At 68.1% G+C, this 16,529-nt stretch carries 14 protein-coding genes; 9 read left to right on the plus strand and 5 right to left on the minus strand.

All coding sequences use genetic code 11. The features are described from left to right. Window positions 1-108 precede the first annotated feature (108 nt). The 5 genes from DOE79_RS00255 to DOE79_RS00275 all read left to right on the plus strand — a co-directional run bounded on the left by DOE79_RS00255 (window position 109) and on the right by DOE79_RS00275 (window position 4,848). Complete coding sequence (locus DOE79_RS00255) at window positions 109-708, plus strand: ATP-dependent Clp protease proteolytic subunit (protein WP_066595953.1); 600 nt, start codon at window positions 109-111, stop codon at window positions 706-708. A gap of 12 nt (window positions 709-720) precedes the next feature. Then, the gene (locus tag DOE79_RS00260; RefSeq protein WP_425455670.1) at window positions 721-1,407 is read left to right on the plus strand and encodes an ATP-dependent Clp protease proteolytic subunit; all 687 of its coding nucleotides are present in this window, start codon (window positions 721-723) and stop codon (window positions 1,405-1,407) included. Window positions 1,408-1,562: 155 nt separating this feature from the next. Then, the gene (gene clpX / locus DOE79_RS00265) at window positions 1,563-2,843 is read left to right on the plus strand and encodes an ATP-dependent Clp protease ATP-binding subunit ClpX (RefSeq protein WP_120336803.1); all 1,281 of its coding nucleotides are present in this window, start codon (window positions 1,563-1,565) and stop codon (window positions 2,841-2,843) included. Window positions 2,844-3,070: 227 nt separating this feature from the next. Next, on the plus strand, window positions 3,071-3,748 hold the full coding sequence (locus DOE79_RS00270) for a GntR family transcriptional regulator (RefSeq protein ID WP_120336804.1): 678 nt from the start codon (window positions 3,071-3,073) through the stop codon (window positions 3,746-3,748). A gap of 77 nt (window positions 3,749-3,825) precedes the next feature. Beyond that, window positions 3,826-4,848, plus strand: a complete 1,023-nt coding sequence (locus DOE79_RS00275; protein ID WP_120336805.1) for a 1-aminocyclopropane-1-carboxylate deaminase — start codon at window positions 3,826-3,828, stop codon at window positions 4,846-4,848. Between the two features lie 151 nt (window positions 4,849-4,999). Here DOE79_RS00275 and DOE79_RS00280 read toward each other — a convergent pair whose 3' ends face one another. Next, complete coding sequence (locus DOE79_RS00280; protein WP_120336806.1) at window positions 5,000-7,045, minus strand: M3 family metallopeptidase; 2,046 nt, start codon at window positions 7,043-7,045, stop codon at window positions 5,000-5,002. A 95-nt stretch (window positions 7,046-7,140) separates the two neighbouring features. Between DOE79_RS00280 and DOE79_RS00285 the strand changes: the two genes are divergently transcribed. Genes DOE79_RS00285 through DOE79_RS00295 form a run of 3 tightly spaced genes read left to right on the plus strand, consistent with a single transcriptional unit; the run spans window position 7,141 to window position 10,687 of the window. Next, window positions 7,141-7,971, plus strand: coding sequence for a methyltransferase domain-containing protein (locus DOE79_RS00285; protein WP_120336807.1), 831 nt, complete (start codon window positions 7,141-7,143; stop codon window positions 7,969-7,971). Between the two features lie 24 nt (window positions 7,972-7,995). Further along, window positions 7,996-9,432, plus strand: a complete 1,437-nt coding sequence (locus DOE79_RS00290; RefSeq protein WP_120336808.1) for a class I adenylate-forming enzyme family protein — start codon at window positions 7,996-7,998, stop codon at window positions 9,430-9,432. Next, the gene (locus DOE79_RS00295) at window positions 9,413-10,687 is read left to right on the plus strand and encodes a thiolase family protein (RefSeq protein WP_120336809.1); all 1,275 of its coding nucleotides are present in this window, start codon (window positions 9,413-9,415) and stop codon (window positions 10,685-10,687) included. The genes DOE79_RS00290 and DOE79_RS00295 overlap by 20 nt, the downstream gene beginning before the upstream one ends. An 84-nt stretch (window positions 10,688-10,771) precedes the next feature. Here the strand turns inward: DOE79_RS00295 and DOE79_RS00300 are convergent, their stop codons facing one another. The 4 genes from DOE79_RS00300 to DOE79_RS20400 form a co-directional block, all read right to left on the minus strand. Further along, window positions 10,772-11,038, minus strand: coding sequence for a hypothetical protein (locus tag DOE79_RS00300; protein WP_120336810.1), 267 nt, complete (start codon window positions 11,036-11,038; stop codon window positions 10,772-10,774). 1 nt (window position 11,039) lies between these two features. Continuing rightward, the gene (locus tag DOE79_RS00305) at window positions 11,040-11,486 is read right to left on the minus strand and encodes a GNAT family N-acetyltransferase (protein WP_120336811.1); all 447 of its coding nucleotides are present in this window, start codon (window positions 11,484-11,486) and stop codon (window positions 11,040-11,042) included. Between the two features lie 9 nt (window positions 11,487-11,495). Continuing rightward, on the minus strand, window positions 11,496-14,078 hold the full coding sequence (gene valS, locus DOE79_RS00310; protein ID WP_120336812.1) for a valine--tRNA ligase: 2,583 nt from the start codon (window positions 14,076-14,078) through the stop codon (window positions 11,496-11,498). Between the two features lie 189 nt (window positions 14,079-14,267). Further along, the gene (locus DOE79_RS20400; RefSeq protein WP_245977264.1) at window positions 14,268-15,773 is read right to left on the minus strand and encodes an HNH endonuclease signature motif containing protein; all 1,506 of its coding nucleotides are present in this window, start codon (window positions 15,771-15,773) and stop codon (window positions 14,268-14,270) included. Between DOE79_RS20400 and DOE79_RS20820 the strand changes: the two genes are divergently transcribed. Beyond that, window positions 15,767-16,510, plus strand: coding sequence for a TetR/AcrR family transcriptional regulator (locus DOE79_RS20820; RefSeq protein ID WP_162942555.1), 744 nt, complete (start codon window positions 15,767-15,769; stop codon window positions 16,508-16,510). The two genes, DOE79_RS20400 and DOE79_RS20820, sit on opposite strands and share 7 nt — an antisense overlap. The last annotated feature ends 19 nt before the right edge of the window (window positions 16,511-16,529 follow it).

Here is a 16,529-nt window from a genome sequence, read left to right on the forward strand (position 1 = left end):
TCTGCGTACCGGGTCCAGCGCTGAATCTGCCGAGGGCGAACACAGCCTTTCCCGCGCGTTGGACCCTATAGATTCATTCCTGAAGCGACAAGTGAAACGGAGCGCGACATGGCCGAAATGGCACTTACACCCGGCGTTTTTGACCGGCTGCTTAACGACCGCATTATCTGGCTCGGCTCAGAAGTGCGCGACGACAACGCCAACGAGATTTGTGCCAAGATCCTGCTGCTCGCAGCAGAAGACTCTCAGCGGGACATCTTCCTCTACATCAACTCACCCGGCGGATCGATCACCGCCGGCATGGCCATCTACGACACCATGAAGTTCGTGTCGAACGACATCGTCACCGTGGGAATCGGGCTGGCGGCGTCCATGGGCCAGTTCCTGCTGTCCTCCGGCACCAAGGGCAAGCGGTACATCACCCCGAACGCCCGGGTGCTGCTGCACCAGCCGTCCGGCGGATTCGGTGGCACGGCCGCAGACATCCAGACCCAGGCCAAGGTCATCCTGGACATGAAGAAGCGCATGGCAGAGCTCACCGCCGAGCAGACCGGCAAGTCGGTCGAGCAGATTCTCATCGACAACGACCGCGACAACTGGTTCACCGCCCAGGAGGCTCTGGACTACGGTTTCGTCGACCACCTGCGCAAATCTGCGACGGAAGTGGTCGGCGGCGGCGGCACCGACGACTCAGTGAACAAGAAGTAGGACGGGCAGATCATGGAATTCACCAACTTTGGCCACGGTGCCAGCGGAATGAACGCCGGCGGACTGGCTCCGCAGGCGCCCGAGTCGCGCTACATCCTCCCCACCTTCGAGGAACGCACCGCCTACGGCTACAAGCGGCAGGACCCGTACGCCAAGCTCTTCGAGGACCGCATCATCTTCCTCGGCGTGCAGGTTGACGACGCATCCGCCGACGACGTCATGGCCCAGCTTCTCGTTCTCGAGAGCCAGGACCCCGATCGCGACATCGTGATGTACATCAACTCGCCCGGTGGCTCGTTCACCGCCATGACGGCGATCTACGACACCATGCAGTACATCCGTCCGCACATCCAGACGGTCTGCCTCGGCCAGGCGGCGTCCGCCGCTGCCGTGCTGCTGGCCGGTGGCACGCCGGGCAAGCGCCTCGCGCTGCCCAACGCCCGCATCCTCATCCACCAGCCCTCGGCCGGAGGCCAGGGTGGCGGCCAGGCATCCGACATCGAGATCCAGGCAGCCGAGATCCAGCGGATGCGCGAATGGCTCGAAGAGACTCTGGCCCACCACTCCAACCGCAGCCAGGAGCAGGTGCACAAGGACATCGACCGCGACAAGATCCTCGGTGCGCCCGAGGCGCTCGAGTACGGTCTGATCGACCAGATCCTGACCAGCCGGAAGAACGTTCCGACGCTCGTCAAGTAACGTCGGGCGCCGGGCATCCGCTCGGCACCCGGTTGTTCCGGGAACGGCGCGCTGCCTTCGGGCGGCGCGCCGTTTCGCTTTGTGGCTGGGTGCACCTATCTGTCACACGCACCAGCTAGGCTCGTTTCAGCGTCATTGATGGAGGAGGCTCACGGATGGCACGAATAGGCGAGAGCGCCGACCTGTTGAAGTGTTCTTTCTGCGGAAAGAGCCAGAAGCAGGTACAGCAGCTCATTGCCGGACCCGGCGTGTACATCTGTGATGAATGCGTTGAGCTCTGCAACGAGATCATCGAGGAGCGTCTGGCCGAGGCCGGCGCCGAAGAAGCCGGCAGCGAGTTCGAACTGCCCAAGCCCCGGGAGATCTTCGGATTCCTGGAGGAATACGTCATCGGCCAGGAATCCGCCAAGCGCGCCCTCGCCGTCGCCGTCTACAACCACTACAAGCGCGTGCGTTCCCGTGCCACGCTCACCGCGGCAGAAGCCATCCACGACGACGTCGAGATCGCCAAGTCCAACATCCTGCTCATTGGCCCGACCGGTTGCGGAAAGACCTACCTGGCCCAGACCCTCGCGAAACGGCTGAATGTGCCGTTCGCCGTGGCGGATGCGACGGCGCTCACCGAGGCCGGCTACGTGGGTGAGGATGTGGAGAACATCCTCCTCAAGCTCATCCAGGCCGCCGATTACGACGTGAAGCGCGCCGAGACCGGCATCATCTACATCGACGAGATCGACAAGATCGCCCGCAAGGCCGAAAACCCGTCGATCACCCGCGACGTCTCGGGTGAGGGCGTGCAGCAGGCCCTGCTGAAGATCCTCGAGGGCACCGTCGCCTCGGTGCCTCCGCAGGGCGGCCGCAAGCACCCGCACCAGGAGTTCATCCAGATCGACACCACCAACGTGCTGTTCATCGTGGCGGGCGCCTTCGCGGGGCTCGACGACATCATCTCCCAGCGGGCGGGCAAGAAGGGCATCGGCTTCGGCGCCCCGCTGCACAGCAAGGGCGACGACATCAACCTGTTCAGCGAGGTGCTGCCTGAGGACCTGCACAAGTTCGGTCTGATCCCCGAGTTCATCGGCCGGCTCCCGGTGGTGACCACGGTCACCCAGCTGGACCAGGTGGCGCTCATGCAGATCCTCACCGTGCCCAAGAACGCGCTCGTGCGTCAGTACCAGCGCATGTTCGAACTCGACGGGGTGGAGCTCGACTTCGAGCAGCCGGCCCTCGAGGCGATCGCCGACCTCGCCGTGCTGCGCAAGACCGGCGCCCGCGGGTTGCGCGCCATCATGGAAGAGGTCCTCGGGCCGATCATGTTCGAGGTGCCCTCCTCGACGGATGTCGCCCGCGTCGTCGTCACCCGCGAGTCGGTGCTCGAGAACGCCGCCCCGACCATCGTGCTGCACACCGCCCGCCGCGAAGACAAGTCGGCCTAAGCCGCCCGGCACTCGATCATGAACCGCCCCCGATTATTCGGGGGCGGTTTTGCGTTCTGCGGTTCACGTCCCCGCCGGGCGACTGGTCCCATTCCCGACGACTGCATCCGGTGTCCCGCGACAGTGTGTCCGCAGGGGGCCCGTCGCGGCTCAATACGCACCAATCATGGTCGTCGCACGATGAACACAAGTTGACAGGACGCGATCGAGGATATCTAATATATTGCATGCCGGTTCCCGTGCCTGATGCCTCCCACCGTCCTGCCTCACTGCGCGACTACGCCTACGAGTCGCTCCGCACCGCTATCGTGGACGGCACGCTGGCACCCGGGGAGAAGCTGCGGGATACAGAATTGGAGTCCTGGCTCGGAGTGAGCCGCACGCCGATCCGGGAAGCCATCGCACGGCTGGAGACGGCGGGCCTGGTGCGCACGGAGCGCGCGCGGCAGACGGTTGTGGCCCCGCTGGATGAACGCACCGCTCTGAACGCCCAGGCTATCGCCGCCTCGCTGCACGAGCTCGCGGCGCGGGAGGCCGTCGCCCAACTCACAAGGGCCGATCTCGACCTGATGACCGCCGCCAATGCCCGGTTCCGGGTGGCCCTCGCCGCCAACGACGTGGCCGCCGCCATAGCCGCGGACGACGACTTCCACGCGGTCGCCGTGCGCGCCAGCGCCAACGAGCTGCTGCCCGTGCTGCTCGAACAGGTGACCCCCACCCTGCGCAGGCTGGAGCGCGCCCGGTTCGGCTCGCTGGCCGGGCGTGCGTCGGTGGCCGACCACGACCGGATCATCGCCCTGTGTGCGGCCGGCCGGGCCGACGAGGCCGGCACGGCCGTGCGGGAGAACTGGCTCACCCTGGGCCGGATGCTCGCCACCGCACACGCCGCGGATCCTGCCGGCTGAGCCGCGACGTGCCGGCTCACGTCCGGCCCATCACCCTCTCTTCCTTTCACTCCCACCCGACCAGACCAAAGGACCCCATGGCACTGCGCGATTTTCCCCGTCACCCGCTCACCTTCGGCCCGAGCCCGATTCATCCGCTTGACCGGCTGAGCGATCACCTGGGTGGCGCCCGGATCTGGGCCAAGCGTGAAGACGTCAATAGCGGGCTGGCCTTCGGCGGCAACAAGACCCGCAAGCTCGAATACCTCATCCCCGAGGCCCTGGCCCAGGGCGCAGACACCCTGGTCTCGATCGGCGGCATCCAGTCAAACCACACCCGGCAGGTGGCCGCGGTGGCCGCGCACCTCGGACTCAAGGCAGTGCTCGTGCAGGAACAGTGGGTGGACTGGCCGGACAGCGTCAACGACAGAGTCGGCAACATCCTGCTCTCCCGGCTCACCGGCGCGGATGTGCGTATCTCCGCCGACGGCTTCGGGATCGGCTTCAAGGACTCCTGGACGCAGGCCATAGCCGATGTCGAGGCGTCGGGCGGCACGCCGTACCCCATCCCCGCCGGCGCCTCCGACCACCGGCTGGGCGGTCTCGGATTCGCCAACTGGGCCCACGAGGTCGCCGAGCAGGAGGCCGCGCAGGGCGTCTTCTTCGACACCATTGTGGTGTGCAGCGTCACGGGGTCCACTCACGCGGGCATGATCGCCGGATTCGCCGATCTGGAGGCCAACTTCGGCGGTCGCCGGCGCCGGGTCATCGGCATCGACGCCTCCGCCAAGATCGAGGCGACGCGCGAGCAGGTCGCCCGCATCGCCCGCAGCACCGCGGAGCTCATCGGTGTTGGCCGGCCGATCGGCGATGACGAGATCACCGTGCTCGAGGGCTGGGCCGGAGACTACTACGGGATCCCCGTCGAGTCGACGAACGCCGCCATCCGCCTCACCGCGAGCCTGGAGGGCGTGATCATCGACCCGGTCTACGAGGGGAAGTCGATGGCCGGCTTGATCGATCTGGTGGGCTCCGGTGACATCGGTCCGGACAGCACGGTGCTCTACGCCCACCTGGGCGGGCAGCCCGCCATCAACGCCTACAGCGCGCTGTACCACTGAGCCGCATCTGCCGAACAGCGCACAACTGTTGCCACTGCGGACATCTGCGGCCGGCGTACCGGCCGCAGATGTCCGCACGGGGAACAGCTGTTGGGAGCGAGTGGGGACGGGCGCGACGGGGGAGCCGGAGCGCCCGAGGCCGTGCGGGCGGCTAGTTGAGGCCCCGGCGGTCGAGGAGCGGCTGGATGTGAGCGTCGCGGCCTCGGAAGTCCCGGTACGCGGCCAGTGGGTCACCGCTGCCGCCCACGCCCAGCAGCCGGGCGCGGAACCTGTCGCCGTTGGCCCGGGTGAGGCCGCCGTTCTCGGTGAACCAGGCCACGGTGTCGGCGTCGAGCACCTCGCTCCAGATATAGGAGTAGTAGCCGGCGTCGTAGCCGCCGGAAAAGGTATGGGCGAAGTAGGTGCTCGAGTAGCGGGTGGGCACGGCGGGGTTGTCGAGCCCGACCGCGGCCAACGCGGCGGACTCGAACGCGGCCACATCCGTCACGGTGTCGTCGGCGCTGATGCGGTGCCAGGCCTGGTCGAGAAGTGCCGCGGCGAGGTACTCGCTGGTGGAGAAGCCCTCGTTGAAGGTGGCGGATTCACGGATGCGGTCCACGAGCTCCTGGGGCATGGCCTCGCCGGTGCGATAGTGCCTGGCGTAGTTCTCCAGAACTTCAGGCCAGAGCATCCACATCTCGTTGACCTGGCTGGGGAACTCGACGAAGTCGCGGTAGACGTTGGTGCCGGAAAACCGCGGATAGGTCACCCGGGCGAACAAGCCGTGCAGGGCATGGCCGAATTCGTGGAAGAGCGTGTTCACCTCGTCGAAGCTGAGCAGGGTGGGGGAGCCGGCGGCCGGCTTGGCCACGTTGAGGTTGTTGGTCACGATGGTCGGGGTGCCCAGCAGGCTGGACTGGGAGACGAGTGAGTTCATCCAGGCCCCGCCACGCTTGGAATCGCGGGTGTAGAAGTCGGCGATGTACAGTCCGACCGGGCTGCCGTCCTCGTCGGCGACCTCGAAGACCCGCGCCTCCGGGTTCCAGGCCGTCAGGTCGGGACGCTCGGTGAACGTGACGCCGTACAGCCGGGTGGCGGCGTAGAAGACGCCGTCCTTCAGCACGCGTTCCAATTCGAAGTACGGCCGCATGGCGCTCGTGTCCACATCGAACGTCGCCTGGCGCACCTTCTCGGTGTAGAACGCCCAGTCCCAGGCAGCCAGGTCGAAGTCGGCGCCGGACTCGCGCACCGCCGCCTGCAACGCCTGCTGCTCGGACTGTGCGTTACGTGCTGCCGCGGGGGCGAGCCGCCCGAGCATGTCGGCGACGGCCTCGGGAGACTTCGCCGTCTCATCCGCCGTGACGTACGCGGCGTGACTGTCGAAACCGAGCAGGCGGGCCCGCCGGGCGCGCAGCCGGGTGATCTCGAGCACCAGGTCGCGGTTGTCGTGCTCGCCGCCACGGATGCCGCGGGCCCGCGACGCCGTGAGCAGGCGTTCCCGCACGGCCCGGTTGCTCAGCGACGCGAGGTACGGGTGGCTGGTGGGCAGCACCAGGGTGATGACGTGCTTTCCGGTGAGACCGCGCTCCCTGGCCGCCTCCGCAGCGGCCGAGATCTCGCCGTCGCCGAGGCCGTCGAGCTCCGCCACATCGTCGATGACGACGGCGAGGTCATTGGTGTCGGCGAGCAGGTTCTTCTCGAACCGGGTGGTGAGGGTGGACAGCCGCATGTTCAGCTCGCGCAGTGTGTCCTTGTCGGCGTCGGACAGTCCAGCCCCGGAGAGGGTGTACTCGGTGTAGTACCGCTCGAGAAGATAGGCGGTCTCCGGGGCCAGGCCCAGCGCGTCCCTGCGCTCATAGAGGTCGGCGATTCGCGCGTACAGGGCCCTGTCGAGACGGATGGCGTCGGTGTGCGCCGCAAGCAGCGGAGCGAGCTCTTCCTCGAGGGCGGTACCGAAGTCGGTGGAGTCGGACGAGCTGAGCGAGAAGAACACCGTGGCCACGCGCGTGAGCACCTGGCCGCTCCGCTCGAGGGCGACGAGGGTGTTCTCGATGGTCGGGTCTGCCGGATCCTGGGTGATGGCGGCGACCTCGGCGAGTTGCTCGGCCATGCCGGCGTCGAACGCCGGGCGGTAGTGCTCGTCGCGAATCTCCGCGAACGGTGGCAGCTGGTACGGCAGGGTGCTGGGAGCGAGGAACGGATTCGAGGGGACGGCCATCGCCCCAGCCTAGTGTCGGCTCGGGTGCGGGCGCCGGTGCGACCGGGAGTCGGCGCGCGGGTGCGGTGGGCGGCGCACCGTCATAGGATCTGGCCATGAACGACACCCCCGAGCGCCAGGAGACCGCCCCGCGAGACCTGCCCCCGCTCGGGCACGAACACCTGCAGAGGGTGCTCACCTGGCGCACCGTGGAGAATTCGGCCGCCTACCTGGTGCCGCACCTGAGTCCAGGACTCAGCCTGCTCGATGTGATGTGCGGGCCGGGCACGGTGACGGTCGACCTGGGCCGCCGGCTCGCTCCCGGCCGGGTGATCGGACTGGACTCCTCGGCCACGGCGGTGGAGTACGCGGCCGGTCTCGCATTCGACGTGGGTCTGTCCAATACGAGCTTCCTGGTCGGCGATGTTCACGCTCTGCCGCTCGCCGACGCATCCGTGGACATCGTGCACGCCCACCAGGTGCTGCAACACGTCGATGATCCCGTGGCGGCCGTGCGTGAGATGCGTCGGGTGCTGAGGCCCGGCGGCATCCTCGCCGCGCGCGACGCAGACTACGGGGGAGCCGCCTGGTACCCGAAACTGCCGGCCCTGGCGATGTGGATGGCTGCGTACCGCGCGGTGCACACCATGAGCGGTGGCGACCCAGACGCCGGCCGGGCGCTCAAGGCCTGGGCACGGCAGGCAGGATTCGCCGAGGTCACCAGTAGCGCGTCGGTGTGGTGCTTCGCCTCGGAGGCCGAGCGGGAGTGGTGGGGAGAGTCCTGGGCGCAACGCGCCACCGAGGCCGACTTCGTAGCCCAGGCCATCGAGGCCGGGGTGGCACGGTTGGCGGACCTGCAGGAGATCGGTTCCGGCTGGCGGCACTGGGCGCTGGATCCCGACGGCTGGTTCGTTCTCACGCACGGTGAGATCATCGCCGTACGGTAGCGTCGTGCGGTAGAAAGGGTGGTGATGCCCATTCTCTCCGCGGTTCAGCACAGGGCCGAGACGCACCCTCAGCAGCTCGCCGTGCAGATCGGCGACGATCGCCTGAGCTACGTCGAGCTGCGCGATGCTGTGCTGCAGCGACTGGGCGGAACGCCGCCGGGCACAGACCGGCCGAAAGGCCCCACTGTCATCGGCCAACCCAACGGCCTCGAATTCGTTGTGCGATTCCTCGCCGGTGTCGCCGGCTTCGGCAGCGTCGCCGTGCTCGACCCTGGGTGGCCGGCGGAGCAGCGTGCCGACGTGCTTGCCCGGCTCAGGGGACTCGAGAGCACGACCGTGGTCCCCGAGACCATGGCCGACGGGCCGCCGGACTCCACCTTTCTGTACGGGTTCACGTCGGGCACGACAGCGGTGCCCAAGGCGTTCCGCCGCACGCGGCGTTCGTGGCAACAGTCGTTCCCCCGCAGCGCCGGGGTGCTCGGCCTCACCCGGGACGACAGTACCCTCGCGCCCGGACCGCTCAGCGCCAGCCTGAATCTCTATGCCCTGGCCGAATCCCTGCACGTCGGGGCGACCTTCCACTCACTGCCGGGTTTCGATGTGGCGGCGGCACTCGAGCGCATCGAGAACCACGGCATCACCCGGCTGGTGGCTGTGCCGGCCGTGCTGCGGCTGCTCGCCCAACGGGGGTTGGCGTCGAACCGGCTGTGCCGGGCGATCACCAGCATCGTCAGCGGGGGAGCCAAGCTCGACCTCGACACCACTGTGCTCCTGCAACGGTGGGCGCCCGCCGCGACGGTTTCCGCCTACTACGGTGCCGCCGAACTCGGGTTCGTCTCCGCGACGGTCCTGGCACCCGGTCAGCCTCCGCAGCCCACCGGGACGGCCGTCGGGCTGCCCTTCCCAGGGGTACGGATCCGGATCGTCGACGACCAGGGCGCCGTCGTCGCACCCGGGATAACCGGGACCATCCAGGTTTCCAGCGACCTGGTGTGCGACGGCTACCTCTGGGGAGACGACGGGGCGGCCTTCCAACGGCTGGGCACCTGGTGCACGGTGGGCGACCACGGCTTCCTCGACGGAGCCGGTGTGCTGCACCACCTGGGTCGCAGTCAGGATATGATCCTGAGCGCCGGCAGCAACGTCTACCCGCAGGAAGTGGAGGCGGCCCTGCAGGCGCTGCCCGGCGTGCGGGCCGCCGTGGTGACAGGCCTGCCCGACGCGACCCGCGGGCACCGGGTGGTGGCCGCGGTGCTCGGTGACACCGACATGGTCGCCGGCACCGACCTGGATGCGGTGAGCCTGCGCGCCGCGTGCGGCGCAGCGCTGGTGGCTCCCAAACGGCCGCACGCCTACTACCGGATGAGCGAACTGCCCCTCACCCCGGCGGGAAAGGTCAGCCGCAGAATGCTCGGCCGCTGGATCGAACAGGGGGACTCGCGTGTCGTTCGACTGCGCTGACCAGGCCGGCAGCAACACAGCCGGCAGCAACACGGCCGGCACCCTCGCAGCCGGACGCGACCCGGACGGCAAGACCTCGTCCGCGGCCGACCGGGAGCCGGTGATCCTGCTGGGCCGCCGAACGGCCTTCGCCCGACGCAATGGCGCGCTGGGCACAGTCACCCAGGAGAACCTTCTGGCGCCGGTGCTTGCGGCTGTGCTGGCCGACACCGGAATCCCTGCGGTGGAGGTGGATGACGTCATCATCGGCAATGCGGTCGGCGGCGGCGGCAACGTGGCCCGACTGGCCCTGCTGACGGCGGGGATGCCGGTCACGGTGCCGGGGCAGACCATCGACCGCCAGTGTGGGTCGGGGCTCGAGGCCATTGTGCTGGCCTGCCGACTGGTTCAGGCCGGCGCCGGCAGCCTCTACCTCGCCGGTGGGGTCGACAGTACGAGCACGGCGCCACTTCGCGCCCACCGCCTCAGCTCCGTGCCCGGCGCGCCCGACTTCTACGACCGGGTGCGTTTCGCCCCGGATCACCTGGGCGACCCGGACATGGGTGTCGCAGCCGACACCGTTGCGGCGGCCTACGGCATCACCCGCGAACGCCAGGATGCCTTCGCGCTGCGCAGCCATCAGCTCGCCGTGGCGGCGAGAGCGGCAGGTGCATTCGAGGACGAGATCGTCGCCATCCAGACACCGACCGGGCCCTTCGCGGTTGACTCCGGTCCCCGCCCGGGGCTGGGGGAGAGACTCCTGGCTCGGTTCCCGGCGGCGTTCACCCCCGGTGGATCCGTCACTGCCGGGAACTCCTGCGCCGACGCCGACGGTGCGGTGGTCGTGGTCGTGACCAGCCGCGCCCAAGCCGACGCCTGGGGCGCGTCCGGGTACCTGCGCTTCGTGGACGCGGTCCCGGCAGGCGTCGACCCGACGCTGCTGGGCGTGGGCGGGGCAGCGGCCGGACAGGCGCTCTTCGCCCGCACAGGTGTGGCTCCCGGCGACGTGGACCGGGTCGAGTTCACAGAAGCGTTCGCGGCCCAGGTGCTGGCCTCGCTCGACCTGATGGGCCTGCCTTCGGAGCAGGCCAACCGCCAGGGCGGGGCGCTGGCCCTCGGGCATCCTTACGGCGCCTCAGGCGCGATGCTGGTGCTTCGGCTCCTGCAGCAGGCGCAAAGCGACGCGTCAGCGGGAGAACTGGGTCTGACCGCACTCAGCATCGCAGGTGGCCTCGGCCTGGCCGCCCTGTGGCGGTGGGAGACGCCGAACGGTTGACGGGATCAGGTCAGATCCGGTCGCCTGCTCCCAATTTCCTGAGATCCAGGGGCCCGGGGTCCAGCCGGCCCGGGATCCAGCCGCCTAGATCCAGTCGTCCTCGTCGTCGACGACGACGGCCGGCTGCGTGATGGTGGCGCTGTCTTCCTTCGGGTCGAACCGGATGACGGTGCCGTCGTCGAGTTCGATGACTGGATTGCCCTCGAGCCAGGTGAGCGTCCAGCGCCACCCGCTGGTGTCGTCGGGGAGGGCAGCGAGATCGCCCTCCACCGCCTGCAGGGCGATGAGGACGACCTCAGGCAGGCCCTCGGGCGGCGTGGCGCCGAGTGACCAGCGGGTTCCGAGCTGCATGTTAGACCTCGGCCTCGTAGGTGACCCAGCTGGTGCGGGTGCCGACCTCGTCGTAGAGCTTCTGCGCGGTCTTGTTGTCCGCCGCCGTGACCCACTGCAGGGAACTGTAGTTGTGCGCCTTGGCGTACTCCTTGGCGAAGTCCATCAGGGCCCGACCGGTGCCGGTGTCGCGGGCATCCGGTGCCACGAAGAGATCGTCGACGAAGAGCCCGACGTCGCCGCTGAGGGTGCGCGGAACCGCACGGTAGAGCGTGAAGCCGACGAAGTCACCATTGTCGTCAACCGCGACAGCGCCGTCGAGGTCATGGTTCTTGTCGATGATCCAGCTCCACACGCGCAGAGCCTTCTCGTCGGTGAGGTCGCTCTTGTAGAACTCGCTGTAGCCCTCGAAAAGACCCAGCCACGGGAAGAAGTCCTTGTCGCCGAGCGGGCGGACCTGTACAGACATGCGTTCTCCTTAAATTTCCGACACCGTGGCGAGCACGATATCAGTCACGACCAACTCGGCGGCCTCGACGAAGGTCAAGTCCTCGATACGGCCTACTGCTTTCAAATCGGCGGCGACCTGCCCGAGCAGGGCCACCTCTGCCGCTGGGCCTCCGATGGTGGCGGAGGTGACAGCGGACTTCTGTGACGCTTTGGCGTCGGTCTTGGCTCGACGGATGCCCGTGAGGGCGCGGCTGGCCAGATCGAGCAGGGCGAGCGAGTCGGCATCCGCCGGCGTCGAGCCTGCGACGGGCCACGGAGCGCGGTGGACCGAGCCGTCGTTGGACCAGGACCAGGCCTCTTCGGTGGCGAACGGAACGAACGGCGCGAACAGCCGAAGCAACGTGGAGAGGGCCTGGCGCAGGGCGGCGACGGCCGACGCCTGCTCGGGGCCGGGCTCGCCGTAGGCGCGTTCCTTGACCAGCTCGAGGTAGTCGTCGCAGAAGGTCCAGAAGAAGCTCTCCGACACCTCCAGCGCACGAGCATGGTCGAACGCGTCGAACGCGGCTGTGGCCTGGGTCACCACCACGTCGAGACGGGCAAGCATGCTCGCGTCGATCGGCTCGGTGACCGGCGCTGAGTCGTCGCCGGCGAAGCCGAGGATGAACTTGCTCGCGTTGAGAATCTTGATCGCCAGGCGGCGACCGATCTTGATCTGGGTGGGGTTCTTGGGGTCGAACGCCGCGTCGGTGCCGAGGCGGGACGAGGCTGCCCAGTACCGCACGGCATCCGAACCGTGCTGCACGAGCACGTCGGCCGGGGTGACAACGTTGCCCTTGGACTTCGACATCTTCTTGCGGTCGGGGTCCACGATGAAGCCCGACAGTGCGGCGTGCTTCCACGGTGATTCGCCGTGTTCGAGTTCCGCGCGCAACAGCGTGGAGAACAACCAGGTGCGGATGATGTCCTGGCCCTGCGGGCGCAGCGAGTACGGGTAGACCAGGTCGAAGAGCTCAGGGTCCGTTTCCCAGCCGCCCGCCAACTGCGGGGTCAGCGAGGAGGTGGCCCAGGTGTCCATCACGTCGACCTCGCCCACGAAGCCATTGGCGACACCGCGCTGCTCGGCCGTGTAGCCGGGAGCCACATCGGAGGACGGGTCGACCGGGAGCAGCTCGCGGGTGGCGATGATCGGCTGGTCGAAGACCGGGTTGGCGTCGGCGTCGAGCGGGTACCAAACCGGGAGCGGCACGCCGAAGAACCGCTGCCGGGACACCAGCCAGTCACCGGTGAGACCGTTGACCCAGTTCTCGTAGCGCACGCGCATGAACTCAGGATGCCACTGCAAAGCGGTTCCGTGTTCGATGAGCCGGGCCCGCAGCGCTTCGTCGCGGGCGCCGTTGCGGATGTACCACTGGCGGGTGGAGACGATCTCGAGGGGCTTGTCGCCCTTTTCGAAGAATTTGACCGGGTGCACGATCGGCTTGGGCTCACCGATCAGGTCGCCGGATGCGCGGAGCAGGTCGACCATGGCCTGCTTGGCGGAGAACACCGTCTTGCCGGCGAGCTGCGCGTACGCGGCTTGCGCGTCGGGCGTGGTGATGACGTCGGGCGCCTCGGCAATGATGCGGCCGTCGAAGCCCATGATCGCACGGTTGGGCAGATCGAGTTCGCGCCACCAGACCACGTCGGTGACGTCGCCGAAGGTGCAGATCATGGCAATGCCCGATCCCTTGTCCTTCTGGGCGAGGTGGTGCGCGAGGATCGGCACCTCCACGTCGAACACCGGGGTGCGCACGGTGGTGCCGAAGAGCGGCTTGTAGCGCTCGTCGTCCGGATGCGCCACGAGCGCCACACACGCCGCGAGGAGTTCGGGGCGGGTGGTCTCGATCTCGATGGTGGAGCCATCCGGCTTGTGGAAGGAGACCCGGTGGTAGGCGGCGGGCATCTCCTTGTCCTCGAGCTCGGCCTGGGCCACGGCCGTACGGAAGGTGACGTCCCAGAGCGTCGGCGCCATGGCCTGGTAGGCCTCGCCGCGGGTGACGTTGCCCACGAACGCGAGCTGCGAGGCGAAGATCGACTCCGGCGCGATGGTGCGGTAGCTCTGGGTCCAGTCGACGGAGAGGCCGAGGGTGCGCCACAGCTCTTCGAACTGCTTCTCGTCCTCGACGGTGAGTCGTTCGCACAGCTCGATGAAGTTGCGACGGCTCACGGGGAGCTGGTCGGCGGCCTTGGTGCTCTTGCCGTCGCCACCCTCGAAGGGGGGCACGAAGTCGGGGGTGTACGGCAGCGACGGGTCGCAGCGCACGCCGTAGAAGTTCTGCACGCGGCGCTCGGTGGGCAGACCGTTGTCGTCCCAACCCATCGGGTAGAACACGCTCTTGCCGCGCATACGCTGGAATCGTGCGACGACATCGGTGTGGGTGTAACTGAAGACATGTCCGATGTGGAGGGAACCGGATGCGGTGGGCGGCGGGGTGTCGATCGAGAAGATCGACTCCTTCGCGGCAGCGGCCCGGTCGAACCGGTAGGTGCCCTGAGCCTCCCAGCTGGCTTCCCATTTGGCTTCGAGCCCTTCGAGGACTGGCTTTTCGGGAACGCGGTCAGCGTTGCTCATGACTCTCCGATTCTTATTTCAGCGGCACCGTGTCGATGGTGAGGTGCCTTCAGTACTGCTGAACCAATCTAGCCGATGCTCCGCCCCGACCAGCACGGCGACCCTCCGAACGGGCTGATCCGGGGCTTGTTTGGGAGTCTTCTCAGGAGGTTGGCCGGCTGATACCTGATCATCTCGAGGCTCGGTCGGCTAGAACGGCGGCGCTTCGGGAAGGGGGCGTGTCGGGCGTTGGTCCGGTCGTGTCGCCGTGTTGGGTGCGTGGGCCGGATGTGGGGGTGGGGTGGGTGGTGGCCCGAGGGTGGTTTCGGGGTAGGTGCGGTGGGTCGCCCCCGCCGGGGAGGTCCAGCGGAGCACTCCGCCGGGTTCCTGCACGACCGACCAGAGGGTCTGGTGTTTGAGCCGGTGGTGCGGGCCGCAGAGGTGGGCGAGGTTGTCGTAATCGGTGGGGCCGCCGGCCTCCCAGGCTGTGGTGTGGTCGATGTCGCTGCGGACGGCGGGGCGGGTGCAGCCGGGGAACCGGCAGGTGCCGTCCCGCAGACGCAGCCAACGGCGCAGGTCAGCGGGGACCGTGTAGCGGTCCTTCCCGACGGAGAGCACGGCGCCGGTCTTGGGATGAGTGAGCAGCCGGGCGAAACTGGGCGCTCCGGCGGCGATCTCCCGGGCCGTATCCGCGGGGATCGGCCCGTACCCCTCTAGGACACCGGGCTCGTCGCTCGTGCCCATCGCCGTGAGTACAGGGACGGTGACGAGGACTTGGCCCTGAATCCCGCCGCCGGTACCCGACGGGGTCACGCCGTCCAGGGCCAGATCGGCCATGGCGTCGGCGCAGATCTGACCGATCGTGCGACGCTGTTCTTCCGGGAGGGCGTCGTCCTTGCGTTCCTGAGCCTGGGCGGCCCGGGCGATACGGGTAAGGCGGTCGTGCGCAGCCTGGGTGTGCTGCGCGGTGCCGTACCAGGTGAGGGTGCCCATGCCGTCGGGCCGTCCTTCCCACCACACGCCCCGTTCGGCGTGCGCGGCGGTGGCCCGGCTGGTCAGGGTTTCCGGGTGCCGGTGTTCCCGCACCCGCCGCGCCTTCACCCTGAGCTTGCCCACGGTGAGCTCCTTCGCCGCCGCCAACAACTCGGCTTCCAGCTCGGCGGCTTCCTCGAGCGGGATGAAGCTCAACTGCTCCATCAACACCTGCCCGTGCCGGTAACTGATCTCCCCACGCCTCATCGCGGTCAGGGTCGCTGTCATCGGACCGGCGAACATCGCCGATTCGCCGATCAGGTTCTCCGCCGTGCGCTCGGCCAGGTGCAGGGCGCACGCGACCTCGCTGGCGATGGTGCGGCGGGCGATCTCCTGGTCTTCCCACGCGGCGACCTTCCGCGAACTGGCCTGCGAATCGGTCAGGACCGGGCGGCGGGCCTCCTCGAACGCGCTGTCGGGTTCGAGGGCGTAGTCGGGGTTGAGCAGTTTCGCGATGACCGGGTCGGAGCTCCAGTCCTGCAGCTCGGCTAAGGCCCGGGCGCGGTTCGCGTTCGCCGTAGCAATGCTCCGGTGGGTGGGGGTGTGGAAAAGATTTCTGACCAGCCTGTTGTGGAGAAGGGGTGGGCGTTTTCCACGTACGGCTCGAGCATTTTCGAGCCGCGTCGCGGCACCCCGGGGCTGACCGCGGGGGTGGCGTTGTGTGGCACGATGGCTCTGTGACAGACCACGCCGCGCAGCCCCGTGCCGAACGAGGCCGGCCTCGCGCGGCGGCCGCCCATCGACCCGATCTGTCGGCGACGGAGCAGATCCTCGACGCGGCGGCTCAGCTGTTCGTCGAGCGGGGCTTCGCGGCCACATCGACCCGCGCGATCGCGGACCGGGTGGGCATCCGCCAGGCTTCGCTCTACTATCACTTCCCCAGCAAGGAGCAGATCCTCAAGGTGCTACTGATGCGCACCGTGCAACCCTCTACGCGGGTAGCGGCGTATCTGGAGGCGGCACCGGAGCCGGCCGTGGTTCGCTTGGCCGCGCTGATCTGCTTCGATACCGGACAGCTGGCGAGATCGTCCTACAACATCGGAACGCTGTACTTCCTCCCGGAGATTCGCAATGAGCTCCTCGAGCCGTTCCGGCGGGAACGTGCCAGGCTCCGGGACACCTACGCGGCACTCATCATGCACAGCGTCGAGGCCTCGGTCCGGGCCGATCTCGGACCCACGGGAGGCGGCTCCAGATCCGCACTCGACTATCTGGTCGACGTGATCTTCGGTCTGGTGGAGAGCGTGATCGCCATCCGCGCCGATCGCCCCGACGAGGATGCGGCGGCGCTGGTCTCCACAATCCTGTACAGCAGCCTGCGGGTGCTGGGTCATGACGGGGACTCCAGCCCTGGCATCACCGAGCAGGCCGGAATCCTGTTGAGGGGGATGCCCGACGCCCCCGTGGTGCCGGAGACCTGAGCCTCCTGGACCCTGGGCA

It is taken from the genome of Cryobacterium soli (genome assembly GCF_003611035.1).
Lineage (GTDB): Bacteria > Actinomycetota > Actinomycetes > Actinomycetales > Microbacteriaceae > Cryobacterium > Cryobacterium soli.